The organism is Pseudomonas frigoris, from assembly GCF_047758635.1.
Classification (GTDB): Bacteria; Pseudomonadota; Gammaproteobacteria; order Pseudomonadales; family Pseudomonadaceae; genus Aquipseudomonas; species Aquipseudomonas frigoris.
The window spans coordinates 3,756,609-3,780,236 of the sequence record NZ_CP180479.1; the positions used below are offsets into that span (position 1 = coordinate 3,756,609).

The following is a 23,628-nucleotide window of genomic DNA, read 5'->3' on the forward strand; positions in this document are numbered from 1 at the left end:
AACGCATACCTTGTAGCAGCTGGCGAAGCCTGCGTTCGGCTGCGCAGCAGTCGTGAAATCAGGCAGTGCGGTATGTCAGACACACCACGCACACAGGTTTTACGACTGCTTCGCAGCCGAACGCAGCCTCGCAAGCTCGACAGCTGCTACGGGCATCAGGCTTGCGTTTGACTATTGCTTCGCGCTGAACACGTTCCCGACTCAAGGAGAGTTACATGTTGAGGATCAGCCAATACCTGCGTGCGCTGGCCGGCCAGGCGCCTGCGCCCAGAACCAGTCCACCGGGCAGTAACCGGGCGCCGGTGGTGATCTGGAACTTGCTCAGGCGCTGCAACCTGACCTGCAAACATTGCTACGCCACCTCGGCCGACAGTGTCTTTCGCGATGAACTGGATACGGCCGCTGCGCTGACCGTGATCGACGACCTGCACGATGCCGGGGTGAAGGTGTTGATTCTTTCCGGTGGCGAGCCGCTGTTGCGCGAGGATCTGTTTGTGCTCAGTGCCTACGCCCGGACCAAGGGTTTCTTTGTGGCCTTGTCCACCAACGGCACACTGATCGATGAGCAGAACATCGCGCAGATCAGCGCGGCGAATTTCGACTACGTCGGGATCAGCATCGATGGCCTGGAGCCCACCCATGACGCCTTCCGCCAACTCAAAGGCAGCTTCGCCCGCTCCATGCAGGCGATCCGGCTCTGTCGCGAACAGGGCATTCGCGTTGGCCTGCGCACCACCCTGACCCAGGAGAACCATCAACAACTGCCCCAACTGCTGGCGCTGATGCGCGAGTACGACGTGCAAAAGTTTTACCTGTCGCACCTCAACTACAGCGGGCGCGGTAAACGCAGCCGCAAACTCGACGCGCACCAGCAGATGAGCCGCGAGGCCATGACGTTGATCTTTGAGCGCGCCTGGGAAGACATCCAACAGGGCCGCGACAGCGACTTTGTCAGCGGCAACAACGATGCCGACGCCATTTTGCTTCTGCAATGGGCAGGCCTTCGTCTGCCCGAGCAATACCCACGCCTGGAAAACATGCTGCGCGCCTGGGGCGGCAACGCGTCGGGCAGCGGCATTGCCAACATCGACAACACCGGCGAAGTGCACCCGGACACCTACTGGTGGCAGCACTCAGTGGGCAATGTCCGGCGCACGCCGTTTCGCACGCTGTGGCTGGATCAGCCGGATACCTTGCTGCTGCGCCTGCGTGAACATCCCCGCGCCGTCGGCGGTCGTTGCGCGCAATGCCGCTGGTTGCCCATCTGCAACGGCAACACCCGCACGCGTGCTTGGGCCGAGGGTGATTTGTGGGGTCAGGACCCCGGCTGCCACCTCAGCGATGACGAAATCGGTGTGCCGCCATTACCCACCATCCCTTGCATCACCCACTGAATAGCCCGTCCGGCCAACCACCTGACAAAGGCTGGGGCCGGCCAACCTGATGAAGCACCAAGGACGTCCCATGCCTCCATCGATTGCTATACCGGCCACACTTGAGTCCCCGTTCCGGCCGGGCGAAGTTGCCCTGGTCGGCGCCGGCCCGGGCGATCCACGCCTGCTGACCCTGCGCGCCTGGAGCCTGTTGATGCAGGCCGACGCCGTAGTGTACGACCGACTGATCAGCCCCGAACTGCTGTCGTTGATCCCCCTCACCTGCGCCCGCCATTACGTCGGCAAGGCCAGCGGCTGCCACAGCCTGCCCCAGGAACAGATCAACGAACTGCTGGCCGACCTCGCCGATCAAGGGCAGCGCGTGGTCCGGCTCAAGGGCGGCGACCCGTTCATTTTTGGTCGCGGCGCCGAGGAGCTGGAGTACCTGCTGCAACGCGGCATCGACTGCCAGGTGGTGCCGGGCATCACCGCCGCGTCGGGTTGCAGCGCTTACGCAGGCATACCGTTGACCCACCGCGACCTGGTCAATTCCTGCCGATTCATTACCGGCCATTTGCAGCGCGATGGCGAGTTGTCGCTGCCCTGGAGCAGCCTCGCCGACAGTAGCCAGACGTTGGTGTTTTACATGGGCTTGTCGAACCTGGGGATCATCGCTCAGCGTTTGATCGAAGCCGGGTTGTCGGCCGACACACCGGCGGCGCTGATCAGCAACGGCACGCGTCCCGACCAGCACGTCGCCCGTGGCAAGCTGCACCAATTACCGACCCTGGCGCTGGATTGTCCACCGGGCATTCCGACACTGACGGTGATCGGCACCGTGGTCGATCTGTTTGGCGCAGAACAACTGGAATACCCGGCGCGGCTTTACCCGGCCCAAGCACTGCAACGCCACGCCAAGGTGGCGATATGAGGCGCATGATCCTTGCCCAGCTTTTATGGGTCAGTACGGCCCAGGCCGGCGCAGCGGCTCCGGCATTTGAACAGGCGGCGGAAAACTATCAGCAGCATTGCCAGAGCTGTCACGGCATTAACCGTCTCGGCGGTGCGGGGCCGGCGTTGTTGCCGGAGAGTCTCAGCCGGATCAAACCGGACGAAATTCGCAGCGTGATCCAGAACGGCCGCCCCGCGAGCCAGATGGCCGGCTATGCCAACGTGTTCAGCCCCACGCAGATCGATGCGCTGGTGGACTACCTTCAGCAACCGCCCGCCACCCCGCCCACCTGGAGCAATGACGACATTCTCGGCAGTCACTCGATGCTCGCGGATCTCGGCAAGCTGCCCACCACGCCCCAGCATGGCGCCGATCCGTTGAACCTGTTCGTGGTGGTGGAAGCTGGCGACCATCACATCGACATCCTCGACGGTGACCGCTTTGAGGTGTTGGCGCGGTTTGCTTCGCACTTCGCCGTGCATGGCGGGCCGAAGTTCTCACCGGACGGACGCTTCGTCTACTTCGCCTCCCGTGACGGCTGGATCAGCCTGTATGACTTGCACAACCTGAAGCTGATCGCCGAGGTCCGCGCTGGTCTCAACACCCGCAACCTGGCGGTGAGCAAGGATGGACGCTGGGTGCTGGTGGGCAATTATTTACCCGGCAATCTTGTAGTGCTCGATGCCCGCGATCTGTCGCTGGTCCAAACCATTCCCGCCATCGGTCAGGACGGTACCGAGTCACGGGTCAGCGCGGTCTACTCCGCCCCGCCGCGGGACAGTTTTATCGTGGCGCTCAAGGACGTGAAGGAAGTCTGGGAACTGTCCTGGGCCGGCACACCGGATTTCAAACCACGGCGGATCCCGGCCGGGGATTTCCTCGACGATTTTTCCTTTTCACCGGACTACAAACAGTTGCTGGCCACATCGCGCAAAGCCCAGGGCGGTCAAGTGATCGACCTCGACAGCGGCAAGGTGGTCACCGACATACCGCTGCCAGGCATGCCGCATTTGGGCTCGGGGACCTATTGGAAACGCAACGGCGAGTGGGTGTTCGCCACGCCGAATATCAGCAAGGGGCTGATCTCGGTCATCGACTTCAAGACCTGGAAACTGATCAAGGAAATCCCGACCCTGGGGCCGGGTTTCTTCATGCGCAGTCACGTCAACTCACGGTATGCCTGGAGCGACGTGTTCTTCGGGCCCGACAACGATGCGATCCACCTGATCGACAAACAGACGCTGGAGATTGCCCACACCTTGCGCCCGATGCCCGGTAAAACCGCCGCTCACGTTGAGTTCACCCGTGATGGCCGTTTCCTGCTGTTGAGCATTTGGGCCACCGACGGTGCGCTGATCGTTTACGACAGCAACTCCCTGAAGGAGATCAAACGTATTCCGATGAACAAGCCTTCGGGCAAGTACAACGTGGGGAACAAGATTGAGTTTGCCGAGGGGACTTCGCACTAGCTCTGCGGTGCTCCCAAAAGATCGCAGCCTGCGGCAGCTCCTACATTCGAATGGCGTACACCCTGTAGGAGCTGCCGCAGGCTGCGATCTTGGCGATCCGGTATACGCAGCGACTCCCTGCGGCTTCAGACCAAGGTGTAACCGCTGTCGACTTTCCAGTCCTGACCGTAGACACCCCGAGCGCCCTGCGACAACTGAAACACAATCACATTGGCCACCGCCGCCGCGTCGAGAAAGTGACCGGGCAGCAGACGTTTGGTGAGGTTAGTAGCGACATCCTCAAGCTGATCTTCGCTCAACCCCAGGTTGTCCCACATCGAGGTCGCCGTCGGTCCCGGGGAAACCAGATTAATGCGTACATCAAAACTCGCAAATTCCACCGCCAGCGTCCGCGCCTGAGCCGCGAGCGCAGCCTTGCTGGCAATGCAGGCGGCCAACCCGGGAAAGCTCGAACCGGTCAGGAAACTCCCGACAAACACCACCGACGCCGGGTTCGCCAATTCACCCCGCAACGCCGCCAGCGTATTCAACGCCCCGGCACCGTTGACCGCCCACTGACGCTGGAAGGCCTGCATATCCAGGCTGTCGGCCATTTCGGCAATCCCCGCGTTGGGCACCAGATAGTCCACGGGACCCATCGCCGCCGCGCGCTCGGACAGTTCGCGCAGATCTTGCTGATTCGTGACGTCCCCGGCAAACCACTGCAACCGTTCGCCGTAGATCTGCTGCAAGGCCGGCAATTCACCGAGGGTCCGCGACATCGCAAGCACCTTGACCCCGCGCGGTAACAGCGCGGCGCACAGTGCCAGGCCAATCCCGGAGCTGGCACCCGTGACCACCGCCAAACGATCCTGAAACTCGGTTTTCATCATTTAATCCTGGGCATCACGGATGCCAAGCACTGGGGACGTAGCGAGCCCCTATCTTTGAACAGGAAAAGAAAAAACGACTTGACGGCGATCATATTTTTTCAACGTCGTTAGTGTTGCTGCAGCAGCGCCGGAGTGATCTCGCTGAACCGCAGCAAGTGACCGCCCTGTTCAGCGGCAAGCTTTTCAGCGGCCTCGCGACTGGAGAAGGACGCCAGCACCACGCCCATGGCACCTTTGAGTTGGGTGCCGACCACGTAGAACGCGTCTTTGGCATCGATCAGGTGAGCGTCATCCGGCGCATTCCAAGGGCTACGGCCCATGTCGTGGACATACAGTCTGGCATCGCCATGATGATTTTCCGGCTGCAACCACCAACCGATCATTTCCGCCGTGGAGCAGAACTTCTTGACCCCGGCCCGCTCGACGACCTCGCCCTTGGGCCCGGGGAATCCGTTGATGATCATTCCGCAGACATGGCATTCATCACTGGGATGAAAGGCTGCAGCGGCGCTGCTGTAGGTGGCTTGTGCCGGGTTGTCACAGGCCGTCAGCAACAGACACATCATCAGGCCCACCACAGCGCGGACCGTCGTCAGATAAAACGTACTCATCGTCAACTGCTCCAAATCTATCAAAGTGGAAATTCATGTCGCCCGGCGACGAAACAACAGCCAGGCCGAGCCCAATGGCAGCGCCACCCAGAGCGACAGGCACAGCCAGAGCATCGAGTCCGGCATCGGCAAATCGCTGCCCAGCGTCAGCACACCCGCGGTACTGGCGCCGGGCTCAAAACCGGAGAGGTTGATCAGGCGGTAGATGTCAGCGGGGTTGAGCAGCAGCAACCAGGGCAGCACTTTGGGGTTGAACTGCCCTTCGCTGAGCACCAACAGCGCCAGCAAAGCCAGATCGAACACCAGCACGAAGAAGAACCAGACACCCAACGCCAGCCCGGCCGCCGTGGATTTCTCGGCGGACACACTGCTCAGCACATAGGCCAGCCCCAGAAACCCCCAGCCCAGCAACGTCGACGACGCCATGAACCGGCCAAAGGCCCAGAGCAGCAGGCTCAGTTCGACATCGTCCACGAGCACCGCGATGGCCAGCATGGCGCAGCCGAAACCGATCAGTGTCGCCAGCGCCAGGATCAACCCGTGGCCGACGAACTTGCCGAGCAGGATCTGCCCGCGACCCAGCGGATACGTCAGCAACAGCAGCAACGTGCCGCTCTCGTCCTCGCCGACGATGGCGTCATAGGCCAACAGCAACGCAATCAACGGCATCAAAAACGTCGCCAGACTGGCGAGGCTGGCGATGGTAGCCGGCACCGAGGTGAAACCCAATTGCCCGGAGGCCGCGGCGCCCAGCCAGGCGATGCCGATGGCCAGCACCGCGAACAACACACTGATCGCCAGCAACCAGCGATTGCGCAAACCGTCGCTGAATTCCTTGCGGGCCATGTTCCAGACAGCGTTCATACGGCCTCCCCGATCGGCGCCGCAGCGGCCCGGCTCATGTAGTAGCGGTAAATATCTTCCAGAGACGGCTGATGGATTTCCACGTCAGCCGGTTCGTCTTCATTGAGCAGTTGGCGCAACAGCCCAAGCTTGCTGCCATTGAGCGCGGCGACTTCAAGACCTTCGACGCCCCAGCGCTCGGTGACGTGCCCGGCGTTGTTCCAGCGTTGCTGCAAGGGCCCGGCGTGCTTCAGGCCGTTGGCGCGAATCAGCGTCGGCAACCCGGCTTCCTCGCGCAAACTGTGCAGACTGCCCAGAGCCAGCAGGCGGCCCTGGGTCAGAATCGCTGCGCGGTTGATGTGCGCCTCGACACCCGGCAACACGTGAGAACAGAGAATGATGCTGGTGCCCTGGCTGCGCAGGCGATCGAGCAAGCGATAAAGATCCTGGGTGGCGATGGGATCGAGGCCGACGGTCGGCTCGTCTAGCAGCAACAAACGCGGCTCGCCGAGCAGCGCTTGCGCCAGCCCCAGGCGTTGGCGCATGCCTTTGGAGTAGGTCTTGACCCGCCGATACGCCGCACCGGCCAGGCCGACCTCCTCCAGCAGTACGTCCACCTGAGCGGACGCGGCGCCTTTGAGTCGCGCGAAATGGCGCAAGGTCTCACGACCGCTCAGCTGCGGGTAAAACGTCACGTTCTCCGGCAGATAACCAAGCAGGCGCCGCACGTGGGGATCGCTGGGCAAACGGCCGAACACCCTGACCTGCCCTTCGCTGGGCTGGAGCAGGCCAAGCACCAGTTTCATGCTGGTGGTCTTGCCCGCGCCGTTGTGCCCGAACAAGCCCAGCACTTCACCTTCCGCCAGGCTCAGGTTGAGCTGATGCAACACGGTGGCATGCCCATAGCGCTGGCTCACGCCTTGTAGGTCGATGACGTTCATGAGGTGGGCTCCTGGGTCAGGGTTTGAGTGGATGACTTCATCAATGGATGACTGTCGAGCACCCCCGGCGATTTCATCACCGGAAAGGCCCGTTGCACCCAGCGCAGCAACTCGATGCCGGGGCTGTTCATCAACAGCCGCACCTGCGGGTACAGCCACAGCAGTCGGTCGACGTTGTCATTGGGTTCGTAGGCGATATCGCCGAGGCCGTCGTTGTTGCGGTCCCAGCCCAGGTAATCGCTCCAGTAGTTGCCCCGGCCATCCGCCGACCATTCCTGCAAGCGGGTGGCGACGTACTTGACCTGCCGCTGGTTGCCGACAAACGCGTTGTCGGCGATACGGTTATCTTCCGAGCCGGCGGTGAGATGGATGCCCACAGCGCTGTGCTCGAAGTGGTTATGTTCGATGCTGTTGAACAGCGAGTTGTAGATGAACAACGCCTTGCCCTCAGCGCCGCTGATCATGCTGTCGCCGGTCGAGCCGTCGCGCACGTCGGTGACGAAGTTGTCACGCAAGGTTGAATAGGTGATGTAGTTCATCAGGATCCCGTAGTTCTGATCCTGTTCGGAGCGATTGCCGATCACCGTGAGCTTGCGGCTTTGCATCAAGGCGTAGCCGGTGCGGGTGCGGCGGGTGGTGTTGCCGATCAGCTGGTTATCGTTGGCGAACATGTAATGCACGCCGTAGCGCAGGTCTTCCAGGGTATTGCCTTGCAGCAGGTTGCCGTTGGAGGTGTCGATGTAGATGCCATCGCGGGTGTCGCGCACCTGGTTGCCAATGACCTTGGCGCCATGCACGGCATACAGATGAATGCCGTTGCCACGATCTTGCGAGCGCATCGCCGGATCACCCTGAATGCGGTTGTCGATCAGACTCACATCCTGAGTGCCGTCGACCCAGATACCGAAACCCTGGCCTTGCAGGCGATTGCCTTTAATCACCGCGCCATGGGCCTTGGGCTGGATGAACAACGCCGCATTCATGGCCGTGAGGTCGTGCCCCCAGTCCAGAAAGGTGCAGCCCTCGATACCGACATCCGGCGCACTGATGATCAAGCCGTTGCCCTGCCCCTCGCCCTGAAATACCGCGCCCGGCTCGCAGACAATCTGCATCGGTTGATCGACGCTGAACGAGCCACGGTATTCCCCTGCCGGCAGGTGCCAGCGTTGATCGGCATCCACCGTCAACGGCAACGTGGTGATGGGTTGCACCGCCAGCGCGCTGCCGGACATCAACAGGAGCGCAAGCGCAATGACCTTCACCGGGTTTCCCTTGCTATTAGTCATTGCTTCGCTCCTGTCGATGGGCAACGGTCAGGCCTTCTCGACCTTCATGCGACCGACCATTTCCATGTGCAGCGCATGGCAGAACCAGCTGCAGTAGTACCAATGCAGGCCGGCCTTGTCGGCGATGAAGGTGATCGATGAGGTCTGCTGCGGGCTGATTTCCATGCTGACGCCATGGTTGGTCATCACGAAGCCGTGGGTCACGTCTTCAATCTGGTCGATGTTGGTGATGGTCACCGTGACCTCGTTGCCCTGTTTGACGGTGAATTCCGGCAGGCCGTAGGCCGGGGCCATCGAGGTCATGTAGACGCGGACTTTGTTACCGTCGCGGATGACCTTGTTGTCGGTTTCCAGCTTGATGCCGTCCTTTGCGGCGATGACCACGGTTTCGGCGAAAAACGGGTCGTTGCGGTCCCAGATCTTCTTGGTCTTGATCTGGTCGCGACGGGCCATGACGCAGTCGTGGGGTTCGGCGAAGGCCGGGCCGTCGTGCACCAGTTTCATTTCCTCGCCGGAAATATCGATCAACTGATCGTTTTCCGGATGCAGCGGGCCGGTCGGCAGGAAGCGGTCCTTGGAAAACTTGCTGAGCACCATCAGCCATTGGCCGTCGGCCTCACGGGTTTCGGTCAGCGAGGCATGGTTGTGGCCTGGCTGGTACTGCACATCGAGTTTCTGCTTGATGTAGTTGACCTTCTCGCCGGTGTAAGCACGGATGGCCTCCTCCACGTTCCACTTCACCACCTGGCTGTCGATGAACAAGGTGGTGTAGGCATTACCGCGGCCGTCGTAGGTGGTGTGCAGCGGGCCCAGACCCAGTTCCGGCTCGCCGACCACCACGTCGCGCGGGTCCTTGAGTTTGTCGTCGAACAGATCATCCAGCTTCGCAGTGGCGATGATCGTGCAAGTGGGCGAGAGTTTGCCGGCGGCAATGAAGTACTTGCCATCGGGCGTCATATTGATGCCGTGGGGGTTCTTCGGCACCGGGATGTAACGGGTGAACGCGCTGTCCTTGCCCTCGTTTTTGCGTCCATCGACTACCGGGACTTTGGAGCCGTCCAAGGTGATGAACTTGCCGGCCTTGATCGCCGCTTCGATGCGCTCGATGTTGAACACCACCACCCAGTCGCGCTCATTGCGCATCATGCCGCCCAGGTCGTAGGCCTTCTCCGAGTTGTAGCAGGTCGAAGCCGCATATTTGCCGGTGTAGTCGGCGTCGGTGTTATCCAGGTTGCCGTCGACGATGACCTGGAAGGCCATTTCCATTTTCTCGGCATCGATGGCGTTGAAAAGGGTGTAGCTGTTCTTGTCCTGCAGGTCGAAGGTGCTGCCGTCATTGGGGTGCGGAATGACGAATTCGGCATTGGCGAACACGTACTTCGTGTGCGGCACCTTTTGCAGGCGCAGCCCGTGAACCGCCTGCACATTGGGCACGGTGAGCATCTTGTCGCACTTCATGATGTCCAGACGGATACGCGCAACGCGGCTGTTGGCCTTGTCGTTGATGAACAGGTATTTGCCGTCGTACTTGCCGTCGGTCATCGACAAATGCGGGTGGTGACAGTCGCCGTTCTGGAAATGCGCGCTGTCGCCCATGATCCGTTTGCTTTCGTTGGTCAGGCCCCAACCGGTGGCGGAATCGACGTTGAACACCGGAACACGCAACAACTCGCGCATCGACGGAATGCCCATGATCCGCACTTCACCCTGATGGCCGCCACTCCAGAAACCGTAGTACTGGTCCAGCTCGCCCGGCCCGACGTGGGTTTTCAGTTGCGCGTCCTTGGCCGCTGCCGCCCATGTCTCACGGGTGAAGACCGCGCCACCAATGGCCGTGGCGCCGGCCAGTACCGCACCGGTCACTGCGCTGGTGCCCAGGAAGCCGCGACGACTGAGGCCGGTCGGTTCCGGCACTTCAGTGGTCTTTTTGGATTCTGTGTCGTTCATCAGGTGTTTTCCTTGAAGGGATAAAAACGGTCACTGCGGACGGGCGCTCGCGGGGTTCATTCCAGAGCGGTCACTTCCACGACAGGTATCAGTTGCACAGGAGCGGGTACCGCTTTGCCGCGCTTCTTGCGCTTGTTGATCAGCGGCGGGCACTTGTTGTCGTTCTGGTAAGTCATCTGGCAATCGAGGCAGTAGTGGCACTCGTTGGCATTGATCCGGCCATCGGGATGAATCGCCTGGATCTCGCATTCCTTGGCGCACAGTTGGCAGGGCGTGCCGCAGTCCTTGCGGCGTTTGAGCCAGTCGAACAGGCGAAATTTGCTCGGAATCGCCAGCGCCGCGCCCAAGGGGCAGATGTAGCGGCAATAGACTTTGCGCGTGAAGATGTTGATGACCAGCAGCGCGACCGCGTAGAGCACGAACCACCACTGGCGGTCGAACCTGAGGGTGATGGCGGTCTTGAACGGCTCCACCTCGGCGAACAGTTCGGCGGTGGACATCGACTCCAGGGAGATGCCGAACAGCAGCAGCAAAATGATGTATTTGATCGCCCACAAGCGCTCATGCACCGCGAACGGCAATTCGTATTGAGGGATTTTCAGCTTGCGCGCGGCCTCGTTGATCAACTCTTGCAAGGCGCCAAACGGACACAGCCAGCCGCAGAACACGCCGCGACCCCACAGCAGAATGCTCGCGGCGGCGAAGACCCAGAGCATGAAGATCAGCGGATCGGTGAGAAACAGCTCCCAGCGGAAGTGCTCGAACAGCGCATGCACAAAGGTCAGGACATTGACCACCGACAACTGCCCCAGCGCATACCAGCCGATAAACACCACGGTAAAGACCAGGTAACCGCGGCGCAGCCAGTGCAGAAAATGCGGCCGGCGGGTGAACTTGTCTTGCAGGAACAGGATGGTCGTCAGCAGCAGCAACGCAGCCCCGAGGACGCCGATCTGGAAGTGTTTCTGGTACCAGATGGTCAACCACATCGGCCGACCGGCTTCCTCGAGGGCGGCCAGTTCTTCGGCGCTGGGCAGCGGCCGTTCAAGGTACGGCTCGGGCAATTGATAAGGCAGTTCAAAGCTGCTGAACGTGCCACTGAGCGGCCCGGTCTGGCGACGCACCAGCAACTCCAGGGACCAGGGCGATCCCGGATCGAACTTCGCCGGTTCGCGCACAATGAAAATCGACATTTCAGTGAATTCCGGCATGCCCTTGGCGAACACGTCGGAGAGCCGCTGATGGTCCATGTCGCGAAAACTGATGACGTTACCGAACTGGCGCAATTGCACCCGATCGAAAATCCCGCCGCGCACATACCCCGAGCCTTTATAGGAAAACAGCCCACGACCCAGCACCGCGATGGCCTGTTCGCCGGGCTTGAGGTCTTGCATGAGGAATCGATATTGATTGTCGCCCAGCAGCGCGCGGCCGATGGTCGGCGGATTCAGGTCGGCGGTGTAGAGCTCGATAAAGGTCTCATCCACTTGGTCGGCGGCGGCGTTTTCGACGCCTTCGGCTTCGGTGCCCTTGAAGGCGGCATCGACCTGGCCACGGGTCAGGTTCAAGCGGCGGATGGCGCCGTTGCCGGTCAGTTGTTCCCAGGTGGCGGGCTCGAAAAAGTCCAGCCGTACGGTGGCGGGCTTGCGTGCCACACCGGCCGTGTCCTCGATCAGTTTCAGCGATACGGCCACTTCGTGGGCGGCGCGCATGATGACCTCGTTGACCACCATGGCCGTGACGGTAGCCCCTGCAATCGCATCGACGGTGACCGCGTTCGGGTCACTGGAATGGCCGACGACGACCCGCTGGCTGACCTTGATGCCTTTGTATTTGGCGCTGAAGCCGTGAAGTTTTGCCTCAGGGATGCCTATCAGCAGAATCGGCTCGTGGTGTTCCAGCACATAGGCATCCTGAATCATGCCGGTCGTGTCGAGGATCACCTGGGTGTTGATCGGTTTGCCCGAGTAGGCCGGAATATCCACCACGTCCAGGCTCTGGAACACATAACCGATGACCTTGCCGGCGGCGGACAGCGTGCGCACCTTGAACGGGCCTTCGGGGGCGGAAACAGAATCGGTCTGAGGGAAGGTTTTCTCAATGCGCTGCTGCTCGATGTCACCGTATTGCTTGGCTTGCACCGCCTCGAAGGTGGCGAGCATCAGCATCAGCAGGACCACCAGCCCGACGCCCCAGGCGCGCAGGTTGCCGTGTATCGAAGGCTGATGGATTGTCATGGGTTCGCTGATTTCAAAAGGGCTTTCGGTCATGTTAGGGAGCGTTGCGCCCCCTGCCCTTGATTGAAATCAACTTAAGAAAGTAGCCCCGGAAGACAGGCTCCAGGGTAATGCCGATCAGTTAAGAAATTGCAGGCAAAACACGCTCTTTGTAGCAGCTAGCGAAGCCTGCGTTCGGCTGCGTAGCAGTCGTAAAAGCTGAGTGCGAGGTCTTCCTGAAACATCTTGTCGTCTGATTCCACGACTGCTACGCAGCCGAACGCAGGCTTCGCCAGCTGCTACAAGGTTTGCGTTGCGGCTGCAATTTCTTAACTGATCAGCATTAGGCTCCAGGGTCTCAGACCGTGCGTGAAAACTGCCCTTTTTGTTCACCACCCAGATAGGCGTCGAACGCCATTGCGGCACTGCGCATCATCAAATGCCCTTGTGGCAGCAGCACCAATTCGTCGCGGTGAATCTGCAGCAATCCATCGCGCACATGCTCGCCCAGCTGCGCCAGCGCCTCGGCAAAATACTCGGTGAAGCGAATGCCATGACGCGCCTCATACTTGTCGAACGCGATACGGCCATGGCACATCAGGTCGCTGATCACCTCGCGGCGCAGCAGGTCGTCGGCGTTCAAGCGATAACCCCGATGCACTGGCAACAACCCTTGATCGATACGGGCGTAGTACTGCGAAAGCTCCTTGACGCTCTGGCTGTAGCTGTCGCCGACCTTGCCGATCGACGACACCCCAAGGCCGATCAAATCGCAGTCGGCATGGGTGGAGTAACCCTGAAAGTTACGCTGCAAGGTGCCATTGGCCCGGGCCAGCGCCAGCTCGTCCTCCGGCAAGGCGAAATGGTCCATGCCGATATAGACGTAACCGGCCTCGGTCAGACGGCGGATGGTCAGCTCGAGCAATTCCAGCTTGCGCTCCGGTGGCGGCATGTCGGCGGGGCGAATCAGCCGTTGCGCGCGGACCATTTCCGGCAAATGCGCGTAGCTGTAGGCGGCAATCCGGTCTGGACGCAGCGCGATGATCTTGCTGAGGGTGACGTCGAAACTCTGCACGGTTTGCAGTGGCAGACCGTAGATAAGGTCGACGCTGATCGACTTGAATTGCGCCTCGCGCGCTGCAGCGACCAGCGCATAAATCTGCTCTTCACTTTGCAGGCGATTGACCGCTGCCTGCACGTCGGGGTCGAAATCCTGCACGCCGAAGCTCAAACGATTGAAGCCCAACTGGCACAACGATTGAATCTGCTCGGTGCTGATGGTCCGTGGGTCGACCTCGATGGAGAACTCATGGTCATCGCTGTCATCCATGTTGAACACCTGGTGCAGGCAGTCCATCAGGTCCGCCAGCTGTTCGCTGGTCAGATAGGTCGGCGTGCCGCCCCCCAGGTGCAACTGAGTGAGTTTGCGGGTGCTGTCGAACAAGGCCGCCTGCATCGCGATTTCACGCTTGAGGTACTTCAGGTACTCGACCGCGCGATGGGTTTTCTGGGTAATGATTTTGTTGCAGGCGCAGTAGTAACAAAGGCTTTTGCAGAACGGGATGTGGATGTACACCGACAGCGGTTTCGGCGCGGCCACCTGATTGCTGTCACGGGCTGCACGCTGATAGTCGTCAACGGCAAACGCCTGGTGAAACTGCGGTGCCGTGGGGTAAGAGGTATAGCGCGGCCCCGGTCGGTCATACTTTTCGACCAGGGCGCGATTGAAATCAAATGTCGTGTTCATGATCGATCAACTCGCAATGGGTTAATGCTTCGCACCGCCCAAATCCTTTTCAAACAGGTTGCAGATGGCATCCACTTCCGGCCGACCGGCGGGAAGGATGCTGATGAAACGGTCTGACAACTCAATCAACCCATCCCGGCTCAATTGCTCCAGCAACGGCCAGACAGAGGAAAAGTACTTGGAAAAAACCAGACCGTAGCGCCTCTCGATGGCGCGGATATCCAGTTCCTGATCACAGGCCAGACGCTCCATGACCATCTGCCTGATCTGATCCCCCGCCTCGAAGCGCCAGCCTCGACACGTCGGCAATTGCCGCATGTCCAGTTGCTGCTGATAGCGTTCAATCTCGTCGGTATTTTGCGTGTACAAATCGTCGATCTGGCTGATGGCACCCAAACCGAATCCAACATGATCGCAATAGCCGTGACGGGAAAAACCCTCACAGGTACGGCGCAACCGGCCTCGCTCCTGGGCGACCGCCAAATCATCATCAGGCCGGACAAACTGCCCCAGACCGATGTAGTGATAACCCGCGCAAATCAGTTGATCAAAGCAGATCTGGCGCATCGCGCCTTTATCGTCCTGGCGGCACAGCGCTCTGACTTTGTCACCGAGCACCGGCCGATAGCGCCGTGGCGGCCGGGCATAGTCGAACACCATCAGCCGGTCAGGCTCCAGCTCGATAATGGTCGCCAGCTTCAGCGCAAAACTGTCTGGCGTCTGCCAGGCATGGCCAAAACCCAGATCGACGTTGATGGATCGAAAGCCAAAGGTGCGCGCGGCATCCATGAGCGACTGGATCGGCGCCGGGTTCTGGTAGCAGGCCACCGACCTGTCACAGTCGGCGTCGATATCCGGAACGCCGATGCTCACATGATTGAATCCCTGGTCGCGCAGCAACCCCATGGTCGACCAGTCGGTATGGTGAAGGTCCACCTCGACGCTGTAGTCACCGCCTTCATGTTCAAGAAAGTTGAACCGGCCACGCAGATGACTCATCAGCCGCTCCAGATGGGCAGGCGCGGGTGTTCCGCCCCCCAGATGAAACTGCTCGACCCGTTGCTCTGCACCGAGGTGACAACCGACGAGATCGATTTCACGCTCCAGGCGCTGCAGGTACTGCTCGATTCCATTGTGCTCGCCGGCGATATCGCGCGGGGAACAGGAAGACGGCTTGAGGCTGGAAGGCAGCTGCACGTTCAGGGACAGCGGACGGCACTTCTGGCGGCTGACGCGCAATGCACGAAGCAGATCCAGAGAGCCAATACCGTCATGAAATTTTTGCGTGTCGGCGTGACAGTTTGGGTCAAGCACGCCTTGATCGCACCGAGCGATCAACTCGCCGGGGTTGTGAAATAAATCGAGCATGACGGTCTCCGAGACTGGCTGCGGATTTTCAGTCTCCGGGTTTAACCATCAATGCTCCTTGATTTGCATCAAGCGCAAGCGAAGTGTCTGCACAACGGAGCACCGGTCAAACCCGATTACCACGTCAGGTAAAACATGCCCTTGGCCAGCAGCACGATAACGACCATGTGGCAGAACAGGCTGCCATGGATGAAGTGCAGGTATCGCGGGCTCATCCGGCCGCTTTTGAACAACAACATGGCGCCCAGGAAATGCAGCAGCACACTCACGGCCACTGCGATTTTCAACGCCAGCAATGTGCCGAACGATGAGGCCAGTGGTGAGGCAAGGGCTGGCAAGTAGCGCAACCAGACCATGCCCAGCCCCGCGCCGAACAACACCAGCAGCACCCACGGCATCAGCGTGCGGGCTCGGCGGCCGATGCCCTGCTCCACTAGCAGCATCACCCTGGCGGGTAACTGTTTGCGGATGCTTTCCAGGAACAGGACTTCGAAGAACACCGTGCCGATGAAGATCAGCGCGGCAAACAGGTGCAAGGTCAGAATCAGTGGGTAGATCATGGAGTTTTCGCCCTGGGTCAAGGCAACCCGCGCTACGGCGAACATTGGGGGGGAGCGCACTGGCTGTCGGTCTCTGGAGACTACAGAGCCCGCCTGGGCATGCGGTTGACACCGATCAAGAAACCGGCAAAACCCCTGTTCACCGTGTAATGCTGTTCACTTAAGGTTGGGGTACATATCCGTTTCTGCGGTAGCGGCTGCTGGCGGTTTCGCTTTTACAGCGAGTCACTTGGAAATACGGAATGCCGCCCAACCCCAAGTAACCAAGGGCTCTTGCCCCGCCATTCGGTGCCTCGCTTAGGCTCGGCATGCCCTCACTCCGGCATTGCTCCGGGGGCCCGCCGCCATCGGCCATCCATGGCCGGGGGCGGCTACCGCGGCATCCTAGCCGCGGTGCCCCCTGCGCGACGCCTGCGTTCGGCCTCTGGGAAAGGGGCGGCAGATCTGAAGCCAAAGCAAAGCAACAGCAACGGCAAGATCAAAAGATCGCAGCCTCGCTTCGCTCGACAGCTCCTACAGGGGAACGCGTGCACTTGAGCCCAGGCCGGCCGGTAGGCCGCCTCGCTTTGGCGTTTGCGGTGTACGCCCCCTCGAGAGGCCGAGTGGAGGTTCTGCGTAGTGGGCAACCCGGCATGGATGCCGGGTTAGCCGCCCCCGGCCATGGATGGCCGATGGCGGCGGGCCCACGGAGCAGGACCGGAGCGAGGGCATGGCGAGCCTGGGCGAGCCACCGAACGAAAGGGGCAAAAGCCCTTGGTTACTTGGGGCTTTTCCAAGTGACTCGCTGTAAAAGCCAGCCCTTTCAAGGTCTTTTGACTTTCGCGGCTTTGAGCACCCGATCCGTCGACACGTGGGCATTCACTGCCTTACCCTCCAGCCACTCTTTGGACTTGAGCACCTTCGGACCTCGTTTGCTTTTGGCGACCGCTTTGGGCTGGACGTTTCGGGCTAGCGTCAGCAGGTACTGAGCCAGCCCTCCTGCGGGGATGGGGAGGGATAAGTGCTCTGGCGGCAAGGCTATTTGCATACCCTCATAACCGCTGCGAACCTGTACCGTCAGGTGAAAGATCGACGCTTCCCAGCCCTCGGGTTGGGTCTGGCAATGAGCCTGTTCGACACTGCGTTTAAGCACGGACAAAACGTTGTAAGCCAACACGGCGGACGCGAACCCCAGCAGGGCGGCTTTGGGGTTGCCCAAGGTTTCGATTTCACTGTCCAGCACCGATTCCAGACGCTGGAACATCCCTTCAATACTCCAGCGACGTCGGTACAAATCGGCGATCTGCTCTGCGCTGATGGTGTCGGGCAAGTTGCTCCAGAAGGACAGCGTGGTGTCGCCGGATTCGGTGGGGTTTTGCAGGTTCAGTTCGACACGCCGCCACTGGCGTCCGCCTTTTACTTCGATGGTTTGCTCGCGCACGCTGCCGGTTGCGACCGGGACAGGCTCCTGCCAGTCGCTTTCTTTAAGCAGGCGTGGATGCTTGCTTTGTTCGCGAATGATGAATGAAGCGCCGGCATCTTCGCAGGCCTCCATGACCGGGAGCGTGCAGTAGAGCCGATCAGCCATCCATAGCTGGCCCGCCGTGGCCTTTTCCAGCAACGGCAGCACGCTGACGCGCTCGCTGGCATAGGCATCTTCACAGGGCTGAAGGTCGACGACTTGGTCGAGATCAGGGTCGTAAACCACGACCGAAAAACCAGGGCGGGCGGCACCTCGTTCGCGGCGCAAAGCGCCCAGACGTTTTTCGCTGGAAGGCAGATGGTTGCCGTCGACGACGCGTAATTGCCAGCCAGGCAAAATGGCCGAGCAACCCAATTCTTGAATCGTCGGAGCCAGGCGCTGCGCGCTACCAGTTACCAACGCGCGCAACAGCGCAGGTTCGGTTCGGCTGACCTTGTCATAAAGCGCCGCCAGGCTGACGGGAAGATCCTCCATCTGCCGCGCGGCGGCGTGTAGGGAGGGCCGCAAACCCAGAGAAACAAGGGACATCAGCTCAATAATGGTCGAAAACAAAAGCTCGCGCGGGTACTGGCGCTGACGATGTTCTTCGAACACCTGATCAACCCACTCTGCCGCAACGGCCTGCTCCAAAACCAATTTGGCCATGACACTGGCCGGTGCTTTTTTCTCGAACCGCGCTAAAACTTCTGCCCACATCGTCTCGCCGTCCTGACTGGAGTTTTGAGGATTTTATCAAAGACCTTGAAAGGGCTGGCTGTAAAAGCGAAACCGCCAGCAGCCATCACCGCAGAAACGGATATGTACCCCAACCTGAAGTGAACAGCGAGGCCCCGTTCAGTGCCCACGAATGTAATGCTCCAGTTGCCGAATCAGATCCGCCTGTTCGACGATGGCTTCCTTGACCAGATCCCCAATCGATAACAGCCCAATCAGTTCGCCACCATCCACCACCGGCAGATGTCGCAAATGACTGTCGGTCATGACCGCCATGCAACGCTCGATGCTCTGCTGACTTTCAGCGGTCACCACGGGCGCGCTCATGATGGCGCGCACCGGCGTACCAACCGAAGAGCGCCCCTGCAGAACGACCTTGCGTGCATAGTCACGCTCGCTGATCACACCGACCACCTGCCCGGCCTCGATCACCGGAAGCGCGCCCACGTTCTTTTCGGCCATGATCCTCAGGGCTTCAAGCACCATTTCATCGGGCGCGATGCTATGCACCTGGCGGTTTTGCACGACCTTGAGTTTCAGCAATTGTGCGGCTGTTTTCATCAGTGCCTCCGATACCGTTGCGCGATCCTGTTGACCACCTTCAAGCCACCCCGACTTGCACCGCGCCGGCGTTCAACCGCACAGGCCAGACACGCAGTCGCTGTTGCGGGTACTCCAGGCAGCTACCGTCCTCAAGCCTGAAATGCTGTTTGTAGATCGGCGAAGCAACCACCAGATCCCCCTTGATGCTGCCCACCAACCCGCGACCAATGACATTCGCCCCAGATTGCGGGTCATGATTGTCGATGGCATAGAGGGTCCGACCCTCGGCACCCGGCAGGTAGAACAGCGCCACCTGTGCGCCATCGAGCCATACGACAACGCCGGAGTTGCTGACCAGGTCCTGTTGCTCGCACACCGTTTGCCAGGCCTCGGTGTTTTCCAGGGAATCGATGCGTTGGGTATTGGACTGGCTCATCAGGCAATCTCCTCGATAACAGGGATAAGGTTGAGTTCGGCGGCCATGATCGGGCGCCGCTGGCCGCGTTCCTGGACAAAGTGGATGTCCGGGTCCGGGCGTTTATCGTTGACGAAGGTACGGAAGCGCTTGAGTTTTTCCGGGTCTTTGAGGGCGTTGGCCCACTCGCATTCATAGCGATTGACCACCAGTTGCATCTGCGACTCGAGCTCTTCACCCAGCCCGAGGCTGTCGTGGATGATCACGTCTTTGAGGTAATCGAGGCCGCCCTCCAGGCTTTCGCGCCACACCGAGGTACGCTGCAATTTGTCGGCGGTGCGGATGTAGAACATCAGGAAGCGGTCGATGTAGCGGATCAGGGTCGCATCGTCGAGGTCGGTGGCGAACAGTTCGGCATGGCGTGGGCGCATACCGCCGTTGCCGGCGATGTAAAGGTTCCAGCCTTTCTCGGTGGCGATCACGCCAACGTCTTTGCTCTGGGCCTCGGCGCATTCCCGTGTGCAACCGGACACCGCGAACTTGAGCTTGTGCGGCGAACGCAGGCCCTTGTAGCGGTCCTCGATGGTCAGGGCCATTTGCACACTGTCCTGCACGCCATAACGGCACCAGGTGCTGCCGACACAGGACTTCACCGTGCGGGTCGATTTGCCGTAGGCGTGCCCGGTTTCGAAACCCGCTTCAATCAGCTCGGCCCAGATGTCCGGCAGTTCATGCAACTGCGCGCCAAACAGGTCGATACGCTGGCCGCCGGTGATTTTGGTGTAGAGGTCGTATTTCTTCGCCACCACACCGATCGCGATCAGTTTGTCGGCGGTGATCTCGCCACCGGGGATGCGCGGCACCACCGAATAGGTACCGTTTTTCTGCATGTTGGCCATGAACGTGTCGTTGGTGTCCTGCAGCGGCACCAGCGATGCGTCCATGATCGGCTGGTTCCAGCACGACGCGAGGATTGAGCCCACCGCCGGTTTGCATACGTCGCAACCGGTGTGGCCACGGCCATGCTTGGCCAGGAGTTCTTCGAAGGTGCTCACCCCTTCTACCCGCACCAGCGCATAAAGCTCCTGACGGGTATAGGCGAAGTGTTCGCACAGGCTCTTGTCGACGCTGACGCCACGAGCAATCAACTCATGTTCGAAAACCTGCTTGAGAAGCCCGGCACAACCACCGCAACCGGTGCAAGCCTTGGTCTGCGACTTGAGCAGGCCGAGGTCGGTGCAACCACCGTCGATGGCCGAGCAAATGGAACCCTTGGTGACGTTGTGGCACGAGCACACCGTGGCCGCTTCGGGCAACGCGCCCGGGCCCAGGGTCGGCGCGCCTTCGGACGACGGCAGAATCAGGCTGGCGGGTTCCGCCGGCAGCGCAATCGCGTTCTGCATGTATTGCAGCAGCGTGTCGTAATAGCTGTTGTCACCGACCAGCACCGCACCGAGTACGTGCTTGCCGGTCGCGTCCACCACCAGGCGTCGATAGCTGGCCGTGGTTTCGTCGATGAACTGATAACTGCGTGCGCCTGGCGTGCTGCCGTGGGCGTCGCCGATGGAACCGACATCGACGCCCAGCAGCTTGAGTTTGGTCGACATGTCCGCGCCCATGAACGGCTCGGCGGTTTCATTGCACAGCAGTGCGGCAACACTGCGCGCCATTTGGTAGCCCGGGGCGACCAGGCCAAAAATGCTGCCGTTCCACGCCGCACACTCGCCGATGGCATAGATGTTCGGATCGCTGCTCTGGCATTGATCGTCAATTACAACGCCGCCGCGCGGGCCGACTTCCAGCGAGCATTGACGGGCCAGTGCGTCTTGCGCACGGATACCGGCGGAAAACACGATCAGGTCGGTTTCAAGGAATTCGTCATTGGCGAAGTTCATCCGGTAGCGGTATTCCTCGCCTGCGCTGATCGATTGAGTGCCGCGCGACAGGTGCACACCGACGCCGAGGCGTTCGATCTGCGCCTTGAGCGCCAGGCCACCGTATTCGTCCAGCTGCACCGGCATCAGGCGCGGGGCGAATTCCACCACATGGGCTTCCAGCCCCAGGGTTTTCAGGGCGTTGGCGGCTTCCAGGCCCAGCAAGCCACCGCCGACCACCACACCGCGTCGGGCGTTGCTTGCCGCGGCACGAATGGCGTCGAGGTCTTCAAGGGTGCGATACACCAGGCGCGAATCGCCCTCGGCGCCTTCGATCGGTGGCACAAACGGATAGGACCCGGTGGCCAGCACCAATTTGTCGTAGGAGACACAGCCTTGCGCGGTGATCACCTGGCGGCGGGCGCGGTCGATTTCCAGGACCGGCACCCCCAAATGCAACGTGACGCCCGGGGTCTGGTACAGCGAGGCTTCACCGAGGGCCAGTGACTCGGCATCACGGCCGGAGAAATACTCGGAAAGGTGCACACGGTCGTAGGCGCGCATCGGCTCCTCGCTGAACACGTGCAGCCGATAGTGATCAAGGGCACCGCGTTCGATCAGCTGTTCGACACAATGATGTCCGACCATGCCATTGCCGATCACGATCAGCGTTTGCAGCTTGTTCAAAGTGGCAACATTGGAATTCATAAGAGACACCCGTCGATAGCTGTTCAAAAAGCAAAAAAAAAACGCCTGAAACCTTGCGGTTCCAGGCGTCTTTGCCTGTTCGTTTACGGTGCTAAGTCAGGCATCTATGCCGGATTCACCGATGTTGCCCGCGACCTGTTCGGCCAATCGATCGTCGTTGACCGAGGGGGCTGCCCACTCGACTGTGTTCACAGTGGGCCTGAACAGTGTCTTGCAGACTTTGTGCCAGTCGGCCATTGGCAGTCCTTGCGCCAGTAAACGTTGACCACGGGTGTCCATGAACGCCCGATGTTTGCCTTCGCATAGTGCAGAGGCGTGTTGCGCGGCCTTATAAAAGTGCACAAAGGCGATCCCGTTCCGGATCAGAATTTGCCACCCAGCGGGTATTCGATCGCCAGGCGGATCTGATTGGCGTCCAGCTCTGCTTGCGCCGCATTCGCGCGATGAACCGCATGGCGCAGGCTGAACGCGAGGTTTTTCGCGACGCCCGACTGCACCACGTATTTGGCCTGCAGATCACGTTCCCAGTGCTTGCCGCCCTGCCCGTAGCCCAGCCATTTGTAGCCGCCGTTTGGGTCCATGTGCGTACCGTCAATACCGCTGCCGCGCACGTACAGGGCGCCGAAGGTCAGGCCGGGAATGCCGTAACCGGCCATGTTCAGGTCGTAGCGCGCTTGCCAGGAAGCCTCCCGGGGCGCGTTGAAATCGGACAGTGCCACGGCGTTACTCAGGTAAATCGCGCCACGGGTCACGTAATCGAAAGGCGTGTCGCCATCGACCTTTTGATAACCCAGGCCGAAGCTGTGGGCACCGAGCTTGTAGGTCGACAGCAAACTCCAGGTGGTGTTGTCGATGCGGCCGGACAAGGCCTTGCCGGTGTCCTGGGTTCGGTACAGATTGAGATCAAAGATCAGGTCCTGGCCTTCCGCCAACGGCTGGGTGTAAACCGCGCCCAGGTAGTGCTGTCGCCAGGTGTCGGCGTAGTCCGCGCTGAACAGGCTGGCGTTGAGCCCTTTGACCGCCGTGTTGCGCACCCCCACCAGGTCGAAGCTGTCGCCCTGTTTGCCGTTGGAGTAATTGACCACAAAGCCTTGGTCATGACTGGTGGCGTTGCGGTCGGTGCTTTCGTTGAAGTGCCCGCCATACAGGGTGGTGGCGGGCAATTGGCGACTGGTCAGCAGCCAGCCGGTGGCGGTCTCCGGCAGCAAGCGGCTGTCGGATGAACCGAACACCGGGGTTTTCACCCGCTGCTCGCCGTAACGCAGTTCAGTCGAGGAAAACCGCAGCTTGGCCACGGCGCCGCCACGGCTGAACTCATCCTTGGGGTGCCCGTCATTGTCCACGCCCAACACCCGCGCCTTGCCGGCCCGCCCGCCGCCGCTGTCCAGTTGCCAGCCGGAATAGACATGGGCGTCCAGGCCCAGCCCCACGGTGCCGGCGGTGTAGCCGGAGGTGAAATCGGCCATCAGGCCGTAGGCCCACTCCTCGGCCAGGTCGCTGCGTTCGGCGCGGGGCTTGAAGGCATTGCGCGCGCCATTGCTCAGTGAGCCGTGTTCATAGTCGCGACGGTCGTAGAGGCTGCGGTTGAGCAGGCTCCATTGACTGTCCTCGATAAAGCCTTTTGCGGTGTCTTGCTCTGAAGCCAGGGCGAGCAGGGACTGCCCGCCCAATGCCAATAGCAGGGTGTGCGTCGATAGGGTTTTCACAGTGCAACTCCACAGAATTCG

19 protein-coding genes are annotated in these 23,628 nt (G+C 60.6%); 3 read left to right on the forward strand and 16 right to left on the reverse strand.

The genetic code is table 11. The features are described from left to right. The first annotated feature begins 215 nt into the window (after positions 1-215). The 3 genes from nirJ to ACMXYH_RS17265 all read left to right on the forward strand — a co-directional run bounded on the left by nirJ (position 216) and on the right by ACMXYH_RS17265 (position 3,794). Positions 216-1,394 carry a heme d1 biosynthesis radical SAM protein NirJ gene (gene nirJ / locus ACMXYH_RS17255; RefSeq protein ID WP_415764253.1) on the forward strand — a complete coding sequence of 393 codons (1,179 nt, stop codon included), beginning with the start codon at positions 216-218 and terminating at the stop codon, positions 1,392-1,394. 70 nt (positions 1,395-1,464) lie between these two features. Beyond that, positions 1,465-2,304, forward strand: a complete 840-nt coding sequence (cobA, locus tag ACMXYH_RS17260) for a uroporphyrinogen-III C-methyltransferase (RefSeq protein ID WP_150655768.1) — start codon at positions 1,465-1,467, stop codon at positions 2,302-2,304. After that, positions 2,301-3,794 (forward strand): cytochrome D1 domain-containing protein, encoded by a 1,494-nt coding sequence (locus ACMXYH_RS17265; RefSeq protein ID WP_415764254.1) that lies wholly within the window; start codon positions 2,301-2,303, stop codon positions 3,792-3,794. Before cobA ends, ACMXYH_RS17265 begins: the two co-directional genes overlap by 4 nt. Positions 3,795-3,919: 125 nt before the next feature. Here ACMXYH_RS17265 and ACMXYH_RS17270 read toward each other — a convergent pair whose 3' ends face one another. The 16 genes from ACMXYH_RS17270 to ACMXYH_RS17345 form a co-directional block, all read right to left on the reverse strand. Then, a complete protein-coding gene (locus ACMXYH_RS17270; protein WP_415764255.1) occupies positions 3,920-4,663 on the reverse strand; it encodes an SDR family NAD(P)-dependent oxidoreductase in 744 nt (247 codons plus the stop codon). Between the two features lie 110 nt (positions 4,664-4,773). After that, complete coding sequence (locus ACMXYH_RS17275) at positions 4,774-5,277, reverse strand: nitrous oxide reductase accessory protein NosL (protein WP_129444732.1); 504 nt, start codon at positions 5,275-5,277, stop codon at positions 4,774-4,776. A gap of 33 nt (positions 5,278-5,310) precedes the next feature. Beyond that, positions 5,311-6,141, reverse strand: a complete 831-nt coding sequence (locus ACMXYH_RS17280; RefSeq protein ID WP_415764256.1) for an ABC transporter permease — start codon at positions 6,139-6,141, stop codon at positions 5,311-5,313. After that, entirely contained in the window at positions 6,138-7,061 is a 924-nt protein-coding gene (locus tag ACMXYH_RS17285) for an ABC transporter ATP-binding protein (protein WP_415764257.1), read from the reverse strand. The genes ACMXYH_RS17280 and ACMXYH_RS17285 overlap by 4 nt, the downstream gene beginning before the upstream one ends. Further along, positions 7,058-8,347 carry a nitrous oxide reductase family maturation protein NosD gene (locus ACMXYH_RS17290; RefSeq protein ID WP_415764258.1) on the reverse strand — a complete coding sequence of 430 codons (1,290 nt, stop codon included), beginning with the start codon at positions 8,345-8,347 and terminating at the stop codon, positions 7,058-7,060. Before ACMXYH_RS17290 ends, ACMXYH_RS17285 begins: the two co-directional genes overlap by 4 nt. 27 nt (positions 8,348-8,374) lie before the next feature. Then, positions 8,375-10,297: a TAT-dependent nitrous-oxide reductase gene (gene nosZ / locus ACMXYH_RS17295; protein ID WP_415767715.1), complete on the reverse strand. Its 1,923-nt coding sequence runs from the start codon at positions 10,295-10,297 to the stop codon at positions 8,375-8,377. 53 nt (positions 10,298-10,350) lie between these two features. Then, positions 10,351-12,564 carry a transcriptional regulator NosR gene (gene nosR, locus ACMXYH_RS17300; RefSeq protein ID WP_415764259.1) on the reverse strand — a complete coding sequence of 738 codons (2,214 nt, stop codon included), beginning with the start codon at positions 12,562-12,564 and terminating at the stop codon, positions 10,351-10,353. 304 nt (positions 12,565-12,868) lie between these two features. Beyond that, positions 12,869-14,257 (reverse strand): oxygen-independent coproporphyrinogen III oxidase, encoded by a 1,389-nt coding sequence (hemN, locus tag ACMXYH_RS17305; protein ID WP_415764260.1) that lies wholly within the window; start codon positions 14,255-14,257, stop codon positions 12,869-12,871. 21 nt (positions 14,258-14,278) lie between these two features. After that, positions 14,279-15,625, reverse strand: coding sequence for a coproporphyrinogen III oxidase (locus ACMXYH_RS17310; RefSeq protein WP_415764261.1), 1,347 nt, complete (start codon positions 15,623-15,625; stop codon positions 14,279-14,281). A gap of 116 nt (positions 15,626-15,741) precedes the next feature. After that, positions 15,742-16,185, reverse strand: a complete 444-nt coding sequence (locus tag ACMXYH_RS17315) for a CopD family copper resistance protein (protein ID WP_415764262.1) — start codon at positions 16,183-16,185, stop codon at positions 15,742-15,744. An 802-nt stretch (positions 16,186-16,987) separates the two neighbouring features. After that, the gene (locus ACMXYH_RS17320) at positions 16,988-18,292 is read right to left on the reverse strand and encodes an IS4 family transposase (protein ID WP_415764263.1); all 1,305 of its coding nucleotides are present in this window, start codon (positions 18,290-18,292) and stop codon (positions 16,988-16,990) included. Between the two features lie 189 nt (positions 18,293-18,481). After that, positions 18,482-18,922, reverse strand: a complete 441-nt coding sequence (locus ACMXYH_RS17325; protein ID WP_415764264.1) for a CBS domain-containing protein — start codon at positions 18,920-18,922, stop codon at positions 18,482-18,484. 40 nt (positions 18,923-18,962) lie between these two features. Beyond that, complete coding sequence (gene nirD / locus ACMXYH_RS17330) at positions 18,963-19,340, reverse strand: nitrite reductase small subunit NirD (protein ID WP_129444743.1); 378 nt, start codon at positions 19,338-19,340, stop codon at positions 18,963-18,965. Continuing rightward, positions 19,340-21,901, reverse strand: coding sequence for a nitrite reductase large subunit NirB (gene nirB, locus ACMXYH_RS17335; RefSeq protein ID WP_415764265.1), 2,562 nt, complete (start codon positions 21,899-21,901; stop codon positions 19,340-19,342). The genes nirD and nirB overlap by 1 nt, the downstream gene beginning before the upstream one ends. Before the next feature lie 96 nt (positions 21,902-21,997). Then, positions 21,998-22,243 carry a hypothetical protein gene (locus tag ACMXYH_RS17340; protein WP_129444745.1) on the reverse strand — a complete coding sequence of 82 codons (246 nt, stop codon included), beginning with the start codon at positions 22,241-22,243 and terminating at the stop codon, positions 21,998-22,000. 20 nt (positions 22,244-22,263) lie between these two features. Beyond that, positions 22,264-23,607 carry an OprD family porin gene (locus ACMXYH_RS17345; RefSeq protein WP_415764266.1) on the reverse strand — a complete coding sequence of 448 codons (1,344 nt, stop codon included), beginning with the start codon at positions 23,605-23,607 and terminating at the stop codon, positions 22,264-22,266. Positions 23,608-23,628 lie beyond the last annotated feature (21 nt).